This window comes from Synechococcus sp. LA31 (assembly GCF_018502385.1).
Taxonomy (GTDB): domain Bacteria; phylum Cyanobacteriota; class Cyanobacteriia; order PCC-6307; family Cyanobiaceae; genus Vulcanococcus.
In genome coordinates, this window is record NZ_CP075523.1 from 347583 (window position 1) to 365813 (window position 18231).

6 protein-coding genes are annotated in these 18231 nt (G+C 60.4%); all 6 read right to left on the reverse strand.

The window, feature by feature from the left end; translation table 11 throughout:
* Positions 1-3: 3 nt before the first annotated feature.
* Positions 4-2142 (reverse strand): DUF262 domain-containing protein, encoded by a 2139-nt coding sequence (locus tag KJJ24_RS01940; RefSeq protein WP_214340485.1) that lies wholly within the window; start codon positions 2140-2142, stop codon positions 4-6.
* 7 nt (positions 2143-2149) lie between these two features.
* Positions 2150-3295 (reverse strand): restriction endonuclease subunit S, encoded by a 1146-nt coding sequence (locus tag KJJ24_RS01945; RefSeq protein WP_214340487.1) that lies wholly within the window; start codon positions 3293-3295, stop codon positions 2150-2152.
* Positions 3292-5139, reverse strand: coding sequence for a class I SAM-dependent DNA methyltransferase (locus tag KJJ24_RS01950; RefSeq protein WP_250544861.1), 1848 nt, complete (start codon positions 5137-5139; stop codon positions 3292-3294). Before KJJ24_RS01950 ends, KJJ24_RS01945 begins: the two co-directional genes overlap by 4 nt.
* Before the next feature lie 37 nt (positions 5140-5176).
* Positions 5177-5521, reverse strand: coding sequence for a hypothetical protein (locus tag KJJ24_RS01955; protein ID WP_214340489.1), 345 nt, complete (start codon positions 5519-5521; stop codon positions 5177-5179).
* A gap of 101 nt (positions 5522-5622) precedes the next feature.
* Positions 5623-12000 (reverse strand): DEAD/DEAH box helicase, encoded by a 6378-nt coding sequence (locus tag KJJ24_RS01960; RefSeq protein ID WP_214340497.1) that lies wholly within the window; start codon positions 11998-12000, stop codon positions 5623-5625.
* 164 nt (positions 12001-12164) lie between these two features.
* The gene (locus tag KJJ24_RS01965) at positions 12165-18119 is read right to left on the reverse strand and encodes a DUF4011 domain-containing protein (protein WP_214340499.1); all 5955 of its coding nucleotides are present in this window, start codon (positions 18117-18119) and stop codon (positions 12165-12167) included.
* Between the last annotated feature and the right edge of the window lie 112 nt (positions 18120-18231).

An 18231-nucleotide genomic window follows, 5' to 3' on the forward strand; every position in this document is an offset into this window, starting at 1 on the left:
CCGTTAAGGCGTCCCCTCGTTCTCATCGAGCTGTCGCTCTAACGATTGGCGGATCAGACCTATGGCATAAGGCACTTCGTCCAGGGTGGCAACACCTAGCTCTACATCGCCATTGCCCCAGCGGCCGATGCCGGTGACGTTCTTGGACAGGCCCTTGGGGTCATCGAGGTCAGCGAAGGGCATGTTGAGGCTCAGGCGTAGACGCTTGGCCTGGGGAACGATGTCGACGAAGTTGGTCTCGGCCTTATAGGCGATGTAGAGCTTGAGCACCTCCTGGGTCACGTTGGGATCTAGCGCCCGGATGCGCGCATCCAGTGCGTCGAAGACCTCGCGGATCTGTGGATTCGCCAGTTGGGGGTGGTCAGCCAGGGTGTAGCTAGCCGCCTGACCCTTGTTGGGCTTGTAGTCCTGGCGTTGCTCATCGCTGAGCCGGGGTGCAGCCCACACCTCAAGCGCTCGCATGGCAAGGGTTTCTCCGCGGGAGCGGATGGCATTGGAATCCCATTGCTCCAGCTGCCCAATGCCCTGGTTCAGGCGAAGGGGGCTGGTGCGGAATCCTCCCTCCTGGTGGTCGCGCTTTTCGAGGAAGGAGCGGTCGCTGAGTTCGGGGTTGTAGCCGGTGAGGGTGAGGTTCCCGAGGCGGTGCAGCCATTCCTCATGGATCTGTTTCCAATCGGGCCCTAGTGACTGCCGCCAGGGGGCTGACAGGTCTGGGTTCTGGGGAAGGATGTGCTCGATCGTGTAGTCTGCCACGACGATCGGCTCTTTGCGCTTGTGGTTTTCCAGGCGACGGAGCCAGTAGCTGCAGCTCTTGTTGAACTTGTAGAGGTTGCGCACCTGGATCTCACGGCGGAACTCCTCGTCGGATGGGAAGCGCCGGTAAGAGGGGAGGTCGAGCAGATGGGCTTTGAAGCTGGGCAGGTAGTGACCGGGTTCGCGGCGTAGAGCCCGGCTGAAGGTGGCGAAGGTTTTCTGTTGGGAGTTCGAGGGGATGGCGCAGACAGCCCGCCTGAATACGTAGGCCTCAAGCAGTCGCAGGGCCTCGAGCAGCTCTTCGCGGCTCAGCAGTTCGGCCTGGTAATCGCCATAGAGCTCCAACAGCAACGGGGTGACGACGTTCACCTTGAGCTCGCGCAGGTCATGGAATGCGGTGCGTAGCTGTGGGTCCGGTTCCTGGCCCAGGGCAACGCGGCAGTAGCGGATGGCGGTGGCATGGAGATCCGCCAGCAAGGCCTCGATGCCGGCAGCCGCGACAGCCGGCTGACGCTCGTATTGCTTGAACACCTCGTAGACCAGATCGAGGCGAGGTACCTCAGCGGTTTTGAGGGTGAGGAAGTCGCGCATGAAGGCGCTGAACTCATTGCCGCTGTAGGCCTCTTGGCCGAAGGCCATTTCCATCGGCCGCCAGTGCAGGGTGTAGAGCCGCTCCTGGAGTTCGGGCGGGTGCGCCATCAGCACGTAATTGCGGATCAGGTCGGCCTGGGAGAGCTCCCGTCCAGTGGAGTTCATGCTTTCGAAGATCAGCTGGGGATTGTCCTGATCGCGGGAGAGAGCCACATCCACCACGAGCAGCTTGCTGATGCCACGGCACACCACGGCTAGATCGGTGGCGGTGGAGCACAGCTGTTCGAGGAAGAATTGGTGGTTTTCCTGGATTCGGATCGAGGGCTCTTGTGGCAACACCGCTGCGGTGGGATCCACTAGCGCCATCAGGGTGGCGCGATCGGTATCAGAAAGCAGCAACTTGAAGTGCTTGTCGCCTTTCTGGTGCCGGCGGGTGAGGTAGGTCTCGCGGATGATGGCCGGAGCAAACTCCTCGATCGGCTCCTGCTGATCTTCTGGAAGTGCATCGAGCACATCTGCCAGGGCGGTGAGCAGCAGGGTGACGGTGGTGAGCCGCTGCTGGCCATCGATCACCAGCTTCGGGGCCTGCACCGCGAGGTTGCCAAGGCCCTCATCGATGTGAACCACCGAGCCAATGAAGTGCACACCGATCTCATCGGAGGCACCGGCGCGAAGGATGTCAGCCCAGAGCTGATGGCATTCCTTCAGCGTCCATGAATAGGTGCGCTGATAGATCGGAATGATGAACTGGGAGACGGCACCCAGGATCTGGAGGAGCTTGGCTTCCGTGGCTTTCATGCCTTCACTAAGAAGCAAAAGATACTGATCGCAATGAGCTCTTGAGCTCGGCCGTTCTCCTACGCCTTTGCGTTGATCTTGACAATGTGCATCTTAGTGCAAGAATCGCTACATGAAACTTTTGTAGCGCGGTCTCGCTCGGCACGGGAATAGACAGGCCTCTCAGGATCTCTAGATTGATATTCTTTTGGGCGGACTCAGGCGCCATCTGCTCGATATGACGCTGCAAGAATGACATCCAGCATTGGACGTAGGTGATAATCGCTGGATTTCTCGCTTGAAAACCAACTACGCTGTCCGGGAAGCATGCATCAAAGTCTAGTATTCCCGTCTTCGCTATATTGGCGGCGATAGTGATACAAAGGGTGCCTGCCGGCCAAAGTCGGCTTTGAGCCAGGCCTTTATCTGAGTAGGTCGCGCTGAAGGTAGTTATTTCCCCACCGCATCCAGCGACGTCTCCCGTCTGGATGAAAGGGTATGGCCCATCCATGAGGGAAGGATCATTCCTTGGTCTGTGCTTTGAAATGCCACGCTCAAGTGAGCCGAGTTCTCCTAGCTGTGCAACGGGCCACAGGGTCTTTCCAGGGAATGGAGACCCGAAACATTCCAGAAACAGATGCTTTTCAGCTTCTTCAAGAAGTCTCGACTGTTTCGCCGACAAGTCTTCAAGTGCAGTTGCCTTATCCAGAATTGCCGCAATGCGCCGCTGCTCCTCCAGTGGGGGGAGGGGGATTTCTAGGGAGCTGAGTCGGTCAATGGTGACGCCCTTGACTGTTGCTCCTTTCCCAAGAGACTGAATCTCTCCGCATTTAGCAACAAGCGCGTGCATCAGATAGCGGGTTAAGATCTCGCCCTTTGGCTTAAGGGCTTTGAGGTCTTGGTTGATTGCGACGTCAATCGAGTTAATTGCGGCTTTGCCAAGTGCCATCCGTGTTGGAATAATCACATGTCCAGCCGGGATGATGGTTGAACTGCTGTTGGCGAGACCTTGAGGCGTAATTGATTCTTTTGTTCCGTCGATACTCTGTCCCTTGAAGTCCTTTACGGATGCCCAGGGAATATCCCCATTCCAATAAGACTCGATCTCTCTAGAAGGAGTGCCTCCGCCGACAAAATCCACGATCTCGCCAAGCGCTACATAAGGGTGTTTCATCGCAGCATCCCCTCCAGCTCCTCGATCCCCTGCAGGATCTCCTGCTCGATCTGGCGCAATTCCGCCAGGATTTCCAACGGTGGTCGGTGCTCAACCTCCTCGTGTACCAGCTCCTTGTAGCGGTTGAGGCTGAGGTCGTAGCCCTGGGCGGCGATTTCCTCCTTGGGCACACAAAAGCTCTTCTCGGTGCGCGCTCGCTCCCGTTCTGACTCCTTGCGTTCGCGCCAGCGTCCCAGGCAATCAGGCAGATTGTTCTTCTCGTGCTCGCCTTCAGCGAGGGCTGCCTTGGGTGAGGGGCCGAGCTTCTCCAGCGTCAAGAGCGGGTTGCGCTTGTCGTCGAGGCTCCAGCCGTCGGCTGTCATGTCGTAAAACCACACCTGATCGGTGCCGCCACGGCCGGTCTTGGTGAACAGCAGGATCGCGGTGCTCACGCCTGCATAGGGGCGAAAAACACCACTCGGTAGCGACACCACGCCTTCGAGGAAGTGGTCTTCCACCAGTGCGCGGCGTAGTTCCTTGTGAGCCTTGCTGGAGCCGAACAGCACGCCATCGGGCACGATCACCGCCGCGCGGCCGCCTGGTTTGAGCAGCTGCAGGAACAGAGCCATGAACAACAGCTCAGTCTTCTTGGTCTTAACGAACCGCTGCAGCTTGCCGCTGGTGCTCTCGTAATCGAGCGACCCGGCAAATGGCGGATTGGCCAGGATCAGGGTGTATTTGTTCTCCTCAATCGCGCCATCTTCTGAGAGCGAATCGCGGTAGCTCACATCCGGCTTCTCCACCCCGTGGAGGAGCATGTTCATTGCCCCGATGCGCAACATCGTGGTGTCGAAATCAAAGCCATGGAACAGTCCATGGTTGAAGTGCTCACGCAGCTCCGGATCGCTGAGGATCTCGGGATGGTGCTCGCGTAGGTATTCGCCTACCGCCACCGGGAAGCCGCAGGTGCCGCAGGCCGGATCCACCATCACATCGCGTGGGGTGGGTTCTGTAATCGCCACCATCAGCTCGATGATGTGGCGAGGCGTGCGGAACTGGCCATTGGTGCCGGCGGTAGCCAGCTTGCCCAGCATGTACTCGTAGATGTCGCCCTTGGTGTCGCGGTCCTCCATCGGCACCGCATCGAGGAGCTCCACCACCTTGCTCAGTAGGCCAGCCGTGGGGATCGTGAAGCGGGCATCCCGCATGTGGCCGGAGTAGGCCGAGCCGTCGCCGCCCAGTTCGCGCAGGAAGGGGAATACCTGCTCACCCACCAACTTGAACATGGTCGCTGGATCGCCCAGTTCCTTGAAGCGGCTCCAGCGCAGCTGTTGCTGGTCGTCTGCGAACAGTCGACGCCGCATCGGCTGGCCCGAGCGCTGGCTGCGGCGCTCTTCCAGGGTTTCCAGTTCATCCAGCCGGCGGATGAATAACAGATAGGTGAGCTGTTCCAGCACCTCCAGTGGGTTAGCGATACCACCACTCCAGAAGGCATCCCAGATCCGGTCGATCTGGTTGCGCAGCTCGCCGGTGAGCACCGAGGCGGCCGTGGTGCCTGGGGCGATGGCCGATTGAGGAGCCGGCGCGGCCGAGCCCGATCCCTTGCGCTGCCCGCGCGTGCCGGCGCTGGCTGGTTTGGCGGGTGGGCTCACTCCGACGGCCTTGAGCCCTCCACCAGGACCGCGTGCTTTCTCAGCGGCGCCCATCGTTACGACGAGATTTTTGGCCTCTTCCAGCTCGAGATCGGTGATGGTCTCGCCAACCTCTCGCTCAAGGGCAGCCTTGAGCTCCGAGTTGGTGATCCGGCTGCCATCCTCTGGGATCAGTTCGATCAGGGCGTCGGTGAGTTCGGTGCGGGTGGTCATGAGTGGAGTAGGTCTCGGGCGTCGGGTACGGAGTCGGTCAGTCCTTGCCGGTGAGGTCGAGCACTGTCCAGGTCGTTTCCCACACAGGGCCACACGCCACGCCGAAGCTGTTCACCTCAAAGGCCACCCAACCTGGTTGGTCCACGCTCTCCAGAAAAGCCGCCACATCTAGATCGGAGTCGTCTTCCTCAATCTTGTCGAGGTAGGCCTGCCAGGGCTGCTGGAGCTCCTGTGCGAGCTCAAGCGGTTCATTGGGCACTTCCTGATGCCAGCCGCCACGGAAGGTTTCGGCATTAACCCCGCCCTCCTCCTTGTAGACCTCCTTGCCGGTAACGGGGCAGAAGAAGTTCCAGTGGCCGTGTTCGAGGGTGATCAGTTGCATGGGTAGAAGGTGTGGTGTGGTCTGCTCTGATTGTGTGTTGGCTCCTGGTAATGGCCCGTCAGGACGTGCGAAAGACCAGTTGAGTGGGATGTACTAGGCACTCACGTTCGCTTCTTTCGTCGTGGCCGCGCCCCCTGAGAGGCCATCCACTGCCTTGTGCGTCCGGGCCGGCGTGTGAGGTTGAAGGTGTCCCAGCAGAGAACGCTCTCTCCGGGTGATCTCTCTTGGAGCTCAGCAGCAAAGTCGGCCAATGGACCGCTCTCGAGACCCCAGCGCCAGAGTGGATGCCGCACGATCACCCATGGCCGTTTGGGTCTGCCTGATGCCGGCAAGCGGAATGCCACCAACTCAAGGCCTGAGGCCTGTGAGCTTTTTTGAATGTCGGTCTTCGATCCTCCCCACAGCTCTAGGTTCAAGAGTGCTGCACGCTCCGCGTATTCAGGCCAGTCCCGCAGTGGTCCCCAGCTGAAATCCCCATCAAGGCCGCACAACCAACTGGGTTGCACAAAGGCCCGTAGATAGGTCAGTGCAAGGCGCCAGTCGAGCAGGCCATGGAAATATTGGTTTTCATAGGTCTTCAGGCAGTCGTAGCAACTATCGAGGCAATTGCCTTGATGCGGGGTTTGACTCCACTCCTCAGCCTCATTTAGTAGGCACCGCTCGATGTACTGCAGGATCGGAGGCTCGGAACGGCGGCCTTCACCCAGGTAGGCGCTGAAGCCGGCACCGTTCACATGGGCATCCACGATCTGGATTAGCGGCAAGAGCGCCTCACCGGTGCCGAACGGTCTGGGCTCCACCCCTTCCAGCGAGCGGTGGTCGATATCGAGCTCGCGGGTCGCCCGAGCGATCAACAGTTCGGTGGCTGAGATCGCCGCGGCGCGGACCCCTTGCCAGTAGTTGATGCCCCTCGGGGCGTTGGCGCCTTCCAGCTCGGCTGCCGCGCCAGGAAGGCGCAGGTTGTTGCCCAGTTCAGCGATGGCCAGCTGGGGGTTAACCGCTTTGGGCAGAAGGTAGAGGCCGTCGGTCACCCGAGGAGCCACCAGAAACACCTTGTCGATCACGCTCGGATCGTCTGGCTGTTCCAGGGGCTCGGCAAGGATGCTGCGGATTGCGTCGCCACTGAGCAAGCGCCGATCGATGGCCTGCGCCTTCAGGGCCGGATCGTCGGCTGCGCGCAGCACCTTGTTGGCGTACATGCGCCGTAGTTCGCCTTCTCGCCAGGTGAGCTGAAATCCTTCGCCTTGCGGCCCGCGGTTGAGCCGGTACACCGTGCAGCCAGCGTTGGTGAGCAGCTGAAGTTCCAGCACTCCGAATTGGCTTTGTTCGGCCCACTGTTTCCAGGCCTGAGCCTGAGGTGGTGCCGCATCGGCACTCAATGCATAACTCTGACTGCCGCTGAGACCCTCAAGATCTCTCGATGGAGTGAAGTTGGTGCGGAACGCCGCCGGCTCCAGACAGCTGCGGATTTCCCAATCCTCTGCTGCCGACGTGGTGCGGCAGCTGGGGCACGTCAGCGCGCTGTCATCTCTTTCATTGGCAACGTCTTGCCAGGCTCCACACACGGGGCAACAGCCCAGCTCCAGCCGTAGATCCCAGGGGCGATCCTGCAGTGTTTTGAGTTGGTGGCCCACACGACCGATGCGTGGGCTGAGGCCGATGCAGTGATGCTCCTGTTTGTCATGCACCAGAACGTTTCCCGGTGCGAATTCGTAGATCGCGACTTCCAGATCGCGGTTCAATGTGATTGTCTCCCTCCTGGCGCGGTCTTGTCCCACCACAAGGTCGCGCACGCGCGTTGGCAGCCCATACATCGGTAGAACGCCTTCATTGGCAAGATGCGCTGCCAGCCCTGACGTGTTCGCACCAATCCGCTGGGATCCCGTGGCGACGGTGGCCACCAGCTCAGGGACAGGCTCCAAAATCAGCTCCTCGGTATCTGGGAGCTCGGCCTGCCGCTCCCGGTCAAGGGCGGCACGGGTCCGCGCTGCTTGGTCGGCTGTTGCCTCTAGGGCCTCCTGAAGCCAGCGCTGCCATTGCGGCCGTAAAGCAGCATCAGCGATTGCCGTGGCGGGGATGAAGTCGCCATGCACATCAACGGGGCGGACCAGATCACCAGCCCAGAAACCGTGCTCTGCGCGTTGCCGCCGCTCAATCCAACGAAAGGCCTGGATCAGGCGATCCTTGCGCAGGAGCCGTTCCGCAATCCGAGCCAGTCGCTTCACCAGGAATGGTGGCGGTGGTGAGGCGCCCGTGATGATCTCTGGATTGCGGAAGTAGTGCAGGTCGTGGCTGCGGGATCGGCACAAGGTGACCACGAACGAAAACGACTGACCGCGGCGACCGGCCCGCCCTACGCGTTGCTGATAGTTGAAGCGCTGCGGCGGCATGTTGGCCTGCAACACCGCCTCCAATGGACCGATATCGATACCCACTTCCATCGTGGTTGTCACCGACAGCATCTCGATGCCATGGGGCTCCAGAGCATGGCGACGATCTTTATCCAGCCTGATTCCACGGAACTCGCGCTGGCGGCTACCCGGATCCACCGTTTGCCCTGTGAGTTCTTCGCAGCGCAAGCGGAACAATTCATTACCAGAGCTGCCAGCCTTGCTCCAGGCATCAATCGTGCGTCGCAGCCGCCTACCAAACACATGGCTGCGGATCAGGTCACCACGCAGCCCGCTGGCTTCATCATCGAGGGTTGTGCCGCAACGGGTGCAGGCGCCGATCCCGCGGTGCAGGTGCACTCGCCCACAGTTTGAGCATCGCCAGAACGGATCGCCATCGGCAGGCAATTGAAAGCCGATACGTGTGAGCTCCACGTAATCGTGGTTTGGACTGGAATGAGCGCCATAGCGGCGGAGCAAGGCTTGAGCTTTGAGTAGATAATCAATTGGCTCACCGCCTTGTTTTTGGGCAAACTTCAAAAGCAGCCGTGAGATATTCGAGCGGCCACTCGCCAAAGAATCAGCATTGATGGGAGCCTCCTTTGTTGGCCAAGGGCACGGGGCGTAGCGGTAGTCATCGGCATAGATCCGAAGCCAGGCTGCCGCGCGCCGCAGCTCAGCCACGTCAAAGGTTTCCTCTGCTAACTGTTCAGATGTCGGCAGAGGTACCGGGAAGGCCAGGCCCGTGGCCTCAATCGCAAAGTAGCTCTTGTGGAAGACCACATCAGCCAGAGCCTTCAACACCCGCCGGCGCACCATGTCGCCAGCAGCTCGGCTGAAATCGGCCTTGGTGAGACCTTCACCCGAAGGAAGGCACCAGCGGTATCCATCTCCGTCAGGGTCCTGCTCAAACAGTTGCCACCAGCGCAGGCGGCGCGATGTCTCCGTCTCCACCCAGCTCATCCCTCGGTCATCGAAGGGGTGGACGCCGAGATCAATCAGCTGCCGGAGAAAGGGCCGAACCTTGTCACCAGGGGATGGGTCCTCAACCTCCAGAATCTCGCTGAAGGGGATCACGCCAAGGGCTTGTTGTTGCAGGGGTACAGCCAGCTTTTGTCGCTGCTCCAGCAGGGCTCGCACAGCCGGCGAATCCTCGGCGCGGCCGGCCGCGCGCAACGCCTGAAGATCTTCATCTAGCTCTGTGAGCTCTTTTTGATCGGGATGGTCGCCCTCTGCATGTCGTCGCCGTTTGGCATCCACCTCCATCAAGGTGACCATGAGCACCTCACGCAGTAGATCGCGGTGATGAAGGTGCTCGACATCCAGTGCGGTTCGCGCTGCGGTCTGGCGGCTGTCGGCGAAGCTCACCAGCTTCGGCGCTCGATCCTTGCCACGGGCCAGGGCGTCGTAGACCTCAGTGGCCAACAGTTGGGTGGTGCGGCTGAAGCCTGGGCGCAGGCTCTGGATGGGTGAGTACTGAATCAGGCTTTTGGTGAACCCGCGCCGTTGGGCGTAGTCGCTTTTGCAGCGCGGGCAACGGCAGGGACGGTGGCTAGTAGCGCTGCTGTTGTTCAGCCCACGAACGTCACCACGGCTGGTGCGCTGGAACAGATACGCCGGCTGCCAGTTTTGATGGTTAGGGGCCTGGCGATGCAGGACACCGCTTACGGGATCCAGCCAAACGGGCAACCAGGTTTCGTTGTTGTCCGGATCGACTTCGGCGGAGGAGTTGTCGTCCTTGGGCCAGACAATCGCGTAATCCTCGTAGCTGAGGTCTTCAAAGCGCTCTGCCAGCGGCTGGTCTGGTAGCCGTTCCGTTTCAGCTTCATGGGGCAACAGCTCCTCGACCTGCTCCTGTCCCTGCTCTTCGTGACGCCCTCGGCCCCGAACACCGCCCAGAAAGGTTTCGCCGCAGCATTCACAGTGCAGGAGCTCAAACTGACGCCTGAGCTGTGCTTCACCGCTGGATCCGCTCTGCTCCAGTCTTCGGCCCGCAAGGTTGAGCGAGAGAGGTCCTTGCCAACGCATGGCATCGCCACTATCCCGTTGGCCTGGTGGGATAACGCTGGCGTAGAGCCCTTCAGGGCTCTTAAAAAAGGTGTGCAGGCGGAAGCGCGGCAACGCCGCACCCTTGCCAGAGGCTCCCTCGCCGGTGCAACCCACAGCCGCACAGAGCAGCCGTAACACCTGTTCCACATCACGCTCAGCCCAGCCATGGCTCGGCCAGATCCTTCCGGCAATCACCCCGAGGGGTGTGGCCCGGGTGTGATCAGGCGCTTCGGGATCGCGGCACGCTTCAACCAGCGCATGTCCGGCGGCTTCAGCAAACGTCAGCCAACGGCTGGCGGGATCCTCAGCTGGAGGCACCTCAAGCGCATCCAGTAGCGCCATTCGCTCTGGGGTTGCGGTATCGAGGGAATCCAGTGGAAGAAGAGCGTCACTGTTGTCTCCGGTGCCAGTGGCTTGCCAGAACTGCCTGCAACCCAACAGCACCTGATTTGGATCCGTGGGAAGCCCCCAATGGCCCTTGGGTTTAGCCGGCGGAACTACCTCGCCTGGAACGATCGCCTCCCGCCAACGCTCCCTCGGAGAACCGAGGGGGAGCCCAAAATCAGCGAAAGCATCACGCAGGTAATCGAGGCTCTGTTCAGCGCCATCACCTTCAGAAGGCAACGAAGCACTGGAGGCCAAAAGACGGAGTTGCTTGTGGCGCTCAGGCTGATCAAGGCCAAGGCGGACCAGCAGAAGCCGCAAGAGATACATGAACTCCGTGCCTTCGCTGCCGCGCTGGAGGTGTAGCTCATCGATCACCAGGGTGAAGCGATTACGCGAGTCGCTGGCCAGCCAGTCTCTTGTTTGCTCCAGCATTCGCTGCTCACTGGAGCGGCTCAACATGGCGTTGAGCATGCTGATGTTGGTGATCAGGATGTCGGGCGGAGTCTCCTGCATATCCCAGCGGGAAAGCATCTCAGCCCCATCGGTGGATGGAAAGGCAAAAGCTGTTTCTCGCTGTTCGTCGCTTTGACCCCATCCCGCTTGTTGATCATGCTCAAGCCCTAGCTGAGAACGAACAGCCCGCTGCAGATCCTCCATTTGTGCATAAGCGATCAGCATCTCTTCGACGCGCCGCTGACGCGACGACTTCGCCTGTTGCTTCCACTGCGTCAGAGTCTGAGTGCTACCGCAGCCAGGGATTAGATCCTTGAGCTCGCTTGCGCCGCTGCCTGTAGTAAGACCAGCCAGAGCCCTTTCGTGTTGCCGCCAGTAGCAGGGTCCACCGGGTGTTTGCCCGGTATATCGCCCAAAGAAAATACGATTGCCTTGTAATTCTTGGGTTAGAAGATCCCTGGCATTCTGCGAGTCGATCGCTGCACGTAAACGGGCCATCTGGTCTTCGACCAGGGCATTCATTGGATAGAGAACCAGTGCTCGGATGGCAGCCGGACGGGTTTCGCCTGCCCGCTGATGGCGTTTATGGAAGCCATCCCACTCCAATCCTCGAATCTTGATTCCCTCTCGAAGGCCATAGACACCCTCGCGGTCACGCTCCGCGAAGGGCTTTCCCTGCGGATCGCACCACCAGCGATGCTTTAGGTAGCCCGGTGCTGGTGCACTCCACCCCCCACGCTCTCGCTTCGCCTCAGCAAGGATCGTGGCTAACACGGGAAGTAGGAACGACTCGGTTTTGCCCGAGCCGGTACCTGAAGTCACAATCCCAGCCTGTCCGTCTCGCAAGCCTCTGGCCAACATCTGCAGTTGATGCCGGTAAGGACGGAACAGTTGTCCTTTGGTATCTCGGCCAATCAGGCCGCAGCCAATCAGCTTGAGGAATAACTCCCGCGTCTCAATCGCCAGCGGAGCGAGAACGGCCTGATCTCCACTCTCCGCAAGCAGGTCATGGAAGTCGTGCTGATCTTTGGCCCACTCCGGCTGCGGCTCAAGCAGCGGCTCAGTGCAGAGCGCGCCTGCTGAACGCAGAAGCTTTTGGCGTTCTTCGGCAACGTCCTGGTCCTCGATCCGGAACGCCGTGTCCAGATAGCTGAGGTACAGCTCGCGAATCCTGGTAAAAGCTCCGATTGGGTCGTGCATGAAAGGTCTCTCGGCTCCCTACACCCAGGTGTCATCCAGGCCCGTTTCAGACTGAATATAGAGTGGGATCAAATAGAGCAAGTCTTCGCCTGAAATGCAACTGCATTCTGCCGACGGATCAATGTTTGTTTTTGCATGGACAGATTGGTTCATGTCTACTTTATTTATTTCAACCTATTGTTTGCTAGCTGGCTTAAGTGGTCGGCTAGCTTCCGTGTCTCTGCGTCAGCATTCTCAAACCAATCCGTAGACCATATCCGATAGATCTGCCACCCCAGACCCTCCAGCACCGCCTGGCGGTATTTATCCCGATCGCGCGCTGCTCTGGCTGAGTGATAGGTGGCGCCATCGCACTCCACACCCAGGAGATAGGTGTCTGGCTTTTCAGGATGGCGAATCGCGAGATCAATGAAGTAGTTCGCTACGCCCACCTGGCAGTCCACCTCGTAGCCATGGCGCTGAATCGCTTCGGCAACGACCACTTCAAATGGGCTATCAGGTTCACGCCCCGATGGGCGACCCGTTTCGAGGGACTGGTTCTCGACAAACTTGAGGTAGTTGCGGAAGGCGTGAACCCCCTGGCTCGAGGTTGCCGTGGGCTGGATCTGGTGTGATTCGATCGAGGTGACCAGCTCAATCGCGCGCTTGGCCCGGGTGAACAGCACATTCAGCCGGCGGTGACCACCCTGTTGGTTGATCGGACCAAAGCGCATCGCCACCGGTCCGCCAGGTTCCGAGGGGCCATAGGTGCACGACACCACGATCGTGTCGCGCTCATCGCCCTGCACCTTCTCCAGTGATTTCACGAATAGCTCTTCGCTGGTGTCTTTGAGCTCAAGGCGGCGGCGCAGCTCCTCGTGTTGCGCCGACAGCATCTCCAGTTGTTCGCCGATCTCTGACGCCTGGGCTTCGTTCATCGCCACCACACCAAGGCTGCGATCGGGATAGAGCTCGAGCTGCTCCAGCACCACATCGCAGGCCAGCTTCACCTCGGGCAGGTTCACGCTCTTGGTGTAGCGGGCATCGCTCACGAGGTGCCTGTGAATCGCAAAGTCGCGATCGCACGAGGGGAACACCACCAATTCACTGTTGTAGAAGTGCTTGTTCGAGAAGGCGATCAAGCTGCCGTGGCGCGAGCGGTAGTGCCACTTGAGCCGGCGCACTGGATGGAAGGTTTTTGTGCACAGATCAAGAATGGATTCCTCATCCAGCACTTCGGTGTCCACCTCGCTATCGGCTTCGGTTTCATCCACCGAGGCGGTGCGCTGGAAGAACGAGGTGGGTGGCAATTGCTTCGGGTCACCAACCACCACGCACTGACGGGCGCGGCTGATCAAACCAAAGGCGCGTTCTGGCGGCATCTGTGAGGCCTCATCCACGATCACCAGATCGAACTGCTCGATCGCTTCGCGCGGCACCAAGGAGGCCAAGGTGCCTGGCGACATCATCCAGCAGGGCTTCAGTCCTCGCAGGGATTCACCTGCGTACTGGAACAGATGCCTCAGCGGGCGATGGCGTTTCTGCTTGCGGCATTCGTTCTGGATCAGACCCATCTCGGTGAACTCTCCCCGCAGTCCGCGGTTCACCCCATCAGGCAAGGTTTCTGGGGCTTGATGGATGGCCGCCACCACTTCCGCGCGATCCAGGGCTCGCAAGTCTTCTTCCATCCGCTGGAAGCGTTCACGCCGTGCAACCTGCTCGCGGCTGCGCAGCTCCTGCAAGCCGGGGATGGCCTTCCCCATCTGGCGCAGTTGGCTGCGCACCAGGGTCCAGCGGTAGAGCCGGCTCCAGTGTTCACCCTCAACGGTTGAGGCCAGCAAACGCTCGGCAAGGTCACGCAAGCCATCGCCAGGGAGTTGATCCAACACCTGATGGCGCTCCACCCAGGTTGGGTAGAGATCACGGCTGGCTACCACCGTCTCCAGCCACTGCCGGAGCGCGTCGGCGTTCACGCCAGGCATGTCTTCGGCGCCGGCACCGCCCACCAGGCTTGGCTCGGGTTCAGCGGTGGTGATAAACCGATTCGCGGCGGCTGCCTCAGCCTCGAGGGCTTGCGTCAGCTGTTCTGCCTGTAGCCGTCGCTCAGCGATAAACGCCGCTGCACCAACTTGCAGACACCGATCTTCTACATCAGTCGGTAGCCCTGCCTGACGCAACAGGCCGATCCAACTCATCACCTGCCGCAGTAACTCCGGTTGAGCTCCTGCCACCTCCGGCCCCGCCTGTTGCTGGAAGGTGGCCAGGGCTTGGATGACGTCGTCGCGGCGGCGATGGGCCAGGGCTAAGTCAACGGGGAGTTGGAGCAGATCCGATAGCGATGCCTCAGGTTGGAGGCCAGTGTCCACCCATTGCTGCAGCAAGGCCTGGTAGCCCTGCGCAGCCTCTTGGAGGCCTTGGGCTAACAGGTGCAGCGCACGCTGCTTGGCATCGGCGGGCAGCAGATCCGCCTGCTCCATCAACTCATTCACCAACGGCGCGAGCTGGTGTTGCAGCGTGAGCAAGGCTTGGCTCAGCGCCGCCGGATCGGCCTCCATCAAGGCAGTGGCTTGAACGCCAAGGCCCGAGCTCGCCACCAGGCTGCGGGTGCGTTCCGCTGCGTTCAACACGGTGTCGATTTGATCGACGGCCAGGCCACCGGCCATCAGGGCATCGAGTTCCTGCTGCGGGAACGCCGCAACGCGTTGTGTGGTGTTTTGCACCTGCTTGAGCCAAAGCACCATGGCTTCGCCGTCGCCAAGGCCAGCGGCTCGCGCCCAGGCGGCGACTGGTTCAACCTCGGCTAACAGCTCCTGGTCTTGCCGGCTCTGTTGGAGGGCGTCCTCCAGTGAGCTCAGATTGCGCCCCAGAACAGACGAGGGCCAAACGCCATGGCCAGCCAGCGCCTGCAAGGTGCTTTCACCGCCTTGTGCGTAAACCGATAAGGCGGCCTGCAGATCAGCCGCTGGTGCCTCGCGCAACCAGCTGCCCCAGAAGGGGCCATGGCTGGAGGTTTCAAGGGTTCGCTTGAGCGCCTGCAGTTGCTCGGCGACCGGCAGTAGGCGCTCGGAGGGAAGATCGAGCGAAAGCATCCGCTGCTTCCAACCCGGGCCATAGGCCTCGCGCAGCTCCACCACTTTGGCGACATCGCGGAGCGCTGCCGCACGCTGATCGGAATCATTCGCTCCGATGTCCCGGGCCAAGCTCACTGCACGCCCCTTGGTGCCCGAGACCCGATTCACCAATCTCTGGAACAGAGGCTTCTCTTCCAAGAGGTCAGCGGCTTCGCGCAATTCGCTGACACTGTGACCATCGACAACCCTCAGCCCCGCTCGCTCCAGTGCTTGTTCCCGTCGCTTGAGGTCTTGTTCGCCGTCCAGCGCCCAGCGCAGTGCTTTGAGATCCGCTGACCACAGCGAGCTGGAACGCAGGTTGATCGCATCGGCGTCCATCGCCGTGACAGCCCGCAGCAGTTCTGGCAGCGTCAGCAGTTGCCCAACGCTGGCGGATTCCCTGAGCTGGCTTGGCAGAGAGGTCGTCAGACCTGAAGCCGTTTGATCCAACAAGGTTTGGGCTTGAGCGATCTGCTCCGCCCAACGCACAGAGGCTTCGGCTTGCGCCAACACAGGCCCTAAGCCGCGCTCGCAGCAGCGTTGGAGTCGCTGGAGCGCTTGATCAAAGTTCAGGTCCTGTGGCCTCTGCGGAGCTGCTTGATCCAACTGGAGATGCACACGCAGGCTTTGCAACGTGGTGTGCTCGTGAACGAGGGCGCGGACCTGGCTTGGATCGGCGTTCCAGATCGCTTCGCGGCGCTGACGCAAGACCCACTCCGGTAAGGCACTGAGGTGCTCCACCAGCGGCAAAAGCGCTTGCAGGCTCGATGGGCTGAATCCCGCCAGCGGTAGGCCCGTGGTGGAGGCCTGAAGCAGTACCTCCAAACGATCCGCTGTCTGCGCTGCTTTCCGCAGACGTTGCCGGAGCTGTTCTCGCTCAACCTGCTCGCTTGGAATCGCCAAGCTGCCAAGCCGCCACTGACTCAGGGCCGCCACCAAAGCCTGAATGGCCTCGACATCGGGGAGTGGATCGGGCGGGCGGATAAAGCGCTTGGCCACCTCAGCCTCCAGCTCAGCGTCGAGTTGCAACGCGTCGAGCAAGGTCTGCGCCATGCCCGCGATGGCAGGTGAACCGAGGACATGCAACAGCGCTTCACCGTCTGCTCCCAGCGGGTCGGGGAGGCGCGCAGCCATGGCAGCGGTGTCGCTAGCGCTCAGGCGCAGCTGATCCAGCGTGAGGTTGTCTGAGGCGATCAGTGGGCTCAGCGCAGCCTCGAGCGCACCCAGCGCTGCGGCCCATTGCGCCGCTTGATCCAGCAATGCCTCGCGGCCTAAGGCGTCGCCGGGCAGAACGCGCAACGGTTGGAAGGTCTTCTCCAGCTGTTGCCGGTCCAAGCCTTGGAGCAGCCGGGCCAGGTCATTCAGCAGCTGACTGTTGCGTTCGATCCGTTGCTTGCTGTCGGAACACGCATCGAGGATCTCAACCTCATAGGTGGATGGATCAACGGAGGCGGCCGTGAGTTCGCAGCGCAGCTGCAGTTCCTGCCAGAGCAGATCGTGTTGGCTTTGCTCTTCGTGGCCATGGGGTTGATTGAGTAACGCCGCAAAGTGATTGAGCTCCTGACGGAGTTCGTTGAACCCCTCCTGCACGCCATCACGGCGTGGGCGCATCGGTGTCGACAGGTCAATCCGTTCGGCGAGCTCGTCGTACACCTGGCGCTTGTTGGCCTTGTCCGACTCGATCCGCAGGCAGTAGGGCTTGAGCCCGGCTTCTGAAAGGCGGGTGTACACCACATCAAGCGCCACCTTCTTTTCGGCGACAAACAGGATGCGTTTGCCGGCGTACAGCGCGTTGGCAATGATGTTGGTGATCGTCTGACTTTTGCCGGTGCCGGGCGGGCCCTCGATCACCATGGAGCGGCCAGCCATCACATCGGCCACTGCCGCAAATTGGCTGGCATCGGCCTGGGCAATCAAGACAGGCACGCGTTCAGCGATCTCTGGCTGATCCACATGCACGTCTTCCGCGATCACGTCGGCCTCTTCTGGGAGCTCGTCATCGCTCACCTCTGCCGCCAGGAGCTGGCGCACCAGCGGTGATCCCTGCACGGATTCAGGAATCAGGTCTTCGTACAGGCCAAGACCACTGAAGTTGAACAGTGCGAGGTTGAGATAGGAATGCACCTGCCATCCCTCCACCTCGGACACAGACTCCGCCACAGCCTTGAGGTAACCCTCAAGGTCCACAACATCGGCGCCGAGCTCTGGCATCGGTAGCTCAATTCCGAAATCACGGCGTAATCGTTCCTTGAGCGTCACATTGGCGACCGGAGCGTCATCAGAGGCGCTGAGGTAAAAGGTTTTGGCTCCACCACGATTGGCGGTCTTTATGAGTTCAACTGGGAGGAGAATCAGGGGCGCGAAAAAGCTTTTGTTCTTTTCCGTCCACTCCAGGCAGCCAAAAGCCAGATAAAGAATGTTGTTGCCTGTCTCTTCGATGGAGCTTTGCGCTTGTTTGCGGATTCCTTCCGCAACGCGTTCCATTCGTGGCTCGAGGAGGAGCGCCCGGATCGAGCCCTGATGGTCTTTGGGTTCTTTGGTCAGTGGCAGTGAATAGGAGGGGTTGACGCCTTGCTGTTCAGCCCAGGCGAAGAGATTCTTTCCGGATTGCGTATCTTTCGCTGCTTTGCCAAGGTCTTCGAGGACAGCTGCGCGAAGCCGGTCATCAGCTTGGGCGAGGGCGCTTTTGGCTGCGTCATCACTTGAGCTATCAGCGAGAATCTGTTGGTAGAGGGGGTCTTCGGCACGTGCCTTCTCAAGAGCGGCCTCAACCTCGGCTTCGTCGAGTGTTGGTTGTTTGTCTTTCGGCGGCTCGGGTAAGGCGCTGAGACTGTATTGGCGCCCGCTCATCAAGCCATCCAAGACGCCCTGCAAGTTGCAATCAACGAAGCGCAAGAGCCGTGCTGTTCGTTGACTCTTGAGGCTCAGGTTGAGCAGGTTGTTGCGCGTCGTGAGGTCGAGAAGCTTGTTGCGGAACCCCTCAAGGGTGGGAACGATATAGGCGGCGTCGGCTGCAGGAGTAACGGTCATACCCAAATCCGGAGTGCGGCTGGACGCTGAGCCCATCTCATTTCTACAACGGAGCAGCAGGGCCTGTGCAGCCCCGTTTGATGGCGCCCGAGCATTTTTATGCGCTGGGTGA